We start from the raw sequence: 2647 nt of genomic DNA on the forward strand, positions 1-2647 counted from the left end.
GCATGTTGTGGTTGGCGTACGCGCCCAACTCGACGGCGTCCGCCTCCAGTCTGGCGAGGTCACGCACCTTCTTCGGGTACCTGGCCTGCTCGGCGTCCTTCTTCATGGCGGCGATCCGGCCGCCCGCCGCGCGGACGAGGGCCCGGTCGACGCTCGCCGAGAGCATGTTGGACGTCGACAGGCCGCGCTCCGCCGTCAGGCCCGTTCCGGACAGGAACGCGCGGCTGACGCGCAGGCCCTGCAGCGACTGCTCGGCGCCGCTGCCCACGAGCGCGTAGTTGGAGCCGCGCAGCGTGCCGCCCGTCATCACCACCTCGACCCGGTTCGCGTGCGCCAGTGCCTGGGCGACGAGCAGGGAGTTGGTGACGACGGTGAGGCCGGGCACCCGCGCCAGCCGGCGCGCCAGCTCCTGCGTCGTCGTGCCGGCGCCGACGACGACGGCCTCGCCCTCCCCCACGAGGGTGGCGGCGAGGTCCGCGATGGCCGTCTTCTCGGCGGACGCGAGGTGCGACTTCTGCGGGAAGCCGGACTCCCTCGCTAAGCCGCCGGGCAGGACGGCGCCGCCGTGCCGGCGGTCGAGGAGGCCTTCGGCCTCCAGCGCCCGTACGTCACGCCGTACGGTCACTTCTGAGGTCTGGACGACACGGGCGAGCTCTCGGAGGGACACGGCTCCGTTGGCGCGCACCATTTCGAGAATCAACTGGCGACGTTCTGCAGCGAACACGGAACTGACAGTAACCCGGATGACCGTCTGCTTTCAGCAGTTTGCACCTAATTACCGAAGTTGTGCGTACGGGGTTCCGGTTAGTGGTATACGGCGCACCGTCCCACGCCCGGCAGCGGCGGGGCGGGGCGGCCGGACGGCGGGCCCGCGCGCGGCCCGGCCGGCCCGGAAGCCCAAGTGGGGCCCGGGGCGCGGCCGGTGGGCGGCGGGGCGGCGGCCGGCCTCAGATGTCCTCGGCGCCCTTGCGCGTGTGGAGCTGCCGGGCGACCTCGGCGATCGAACCCGAAAGTGACGGGTACACCGTGAAGGTGTTCGCGATCTGTTCCACCGTCAGGTTGTTGTCGACCGCGATCGAGATCGGATGGATCAGTTCGCTCGCGCGCGGCGCGACGACCACTCCGCCGACGACGATCTCGGTGCCGGGGCGGGCGAAGATCTTCACGAAGCCGTCCCTGATGCCCTGCATCTTGGCGCGCGGGTTGCGCAGCAGCGGCAGCTTGACGACACGGGCGTCGATGCGGCCCGCGTCGATGTCGGCCTGCGTGTAGCCGACGGTCGCGATCTCCGGGTCGGTGAAGACGTTCGAGGAGACCGACTTCAGGTTGAGCGGGGCCACCGCGTCGCCGAGGAAGTGGTACATCGCGATCCGGCCCTGCATGGCTGCGACGGAGGCGAGCGCGAACACCCCGGTCACGTCGCCCGCCGCGTAGACGCCGGGCGCGGAGGTGCGCGAGACGCGGTCCGTCTTGACGTGGCCGGACGGCTTGAGGACGACGCCCGCCTCCTCCAGGCCCATGCCGGCCGTGTTCGGGATCGCGCCGACCGCCATCAGGCAGTGCGTGCCGGTGATGACCCGCCCGTCGGCCAGGGTCACCTCGACGCGGTCGCCGACCCGCTTGGCGGCGGCAGCGCGCGAGCGCGACATCACGTTCATGCCGCGGCGGCGGAAGACGTCCTCCAGCACGGCGGCCGCGTCCGGGTCCTCGCCGGGCAGCACGCGATCGCGCGACGAGACGAGCGTCACCCGCGAGCCGAGCGCCTGGTAGGCGCCCGCGAACTCGGCGCCGGTGACGCCGGAACCGACCACGATGAGTTCCTCGGGGAGCTCGTCGAGGTCGTAGACCTGCGTCCAGTTCAGGATGCGCTCGCCGTCCGGCAGGGCGTCGGGGATCTCGCGCGGATGGCCGCCGGTCGCGATCAGCACGGCGTCGGCCGTGAGCACCTCCTGCTCGCCGTCGGCCAGGTCGACGAGGACCGTGCGCGAGCCGTCCGCGGCCTGCCGCCCGTCGAGCCGGCCGCGGCCGCGCAGCACGCGCGCCCCGGCCCGCGTCACGGAGGCGGAGATGTCGTGGGACTGGGCGAGGGCGAGGCGCTTGACCCGGCGGTTGACCTTGCCGAGGTCCACGCCGACGACCCGGGCGGCCTGCTCGATCGCGGGGGTGTCGTCCGCCACGATGATGCCCAGTTCCTCGTAGGAGGAGTCGAACGACGTCATCACCTCGGCCGTGGCGATGAGGGTCTTCGACGGTACGCAGTCGGTCAGCACCGAGGCGCCGCCGAGCCCGTCGCAGTCGACGACGGTCACCTCCGCGCCGAGCTGGGCGCCCGCGAGGGCCGCCTCGTACCCGCCGGGTCCGCCGCCGATGATCACGATCCGGGTCACGAAAAATCAGCCTCGCGTCGTCTGCCCGGCGCCTGTCACCCGGGCCGGGGTCCTGGGTGCCCCGGGAAGGAGGGTGCTCCGGGGGCGATGGAGTACATGTCTCATTGTCCCGCACGCCGCGGGTGGCGCCGCCAGGGGTCCGCCGAACGCGCCGCCGGGGGCCGTGGAGGCCGCCACGGGCCCCGCACGGAAGTTCGAGACGACGCCCGGCCGCCGCCGCCCGCCGCCGCAGCACAGCCCCGGTGCGCGGCCCCTCGGCC

At 73.0% G+C, this 2647-nt stretch carries 2 protein-coding genes; both read right to left on the reverse strand.

Going from position 1 to position 2647, the window contains the following annotated elements; translation table 11 throughout:
• A partial coding sequence (locus L1885_RS26840) for a DeoR/GlpR family DNA-binding transcription regulator (RefSeq protein WP_235799753.1) occupies positions 1 to 688 on the reverse strand: 688 nt, incomplete at its 3' end.
• Between the two features lie 259 nt (positions 689 to 947).
• Positions 948 to 2387: an NAD(P)H-quinone dehydrogenase gene (locus L1885_RS26845; protein WP_235799752.1), complete on the reverse strand. Its 1440-nt coding sequence runs from the start codon at positions 2385 to 2387 to the stop codon at positions 948 to 950.
• Between the last annotated feature and the right edge of the window lie 260 nt (positions 2388 to 2647).

The organism is Streptomyces fuscigenes, assembly GCF_021556455.1.
Lineage (GTDB): Bacteria > Actinomycetota > Actinomycetes > Streptomycetales > Streptomycetaceae > Streptomyces > Streptomyces fuscigenes.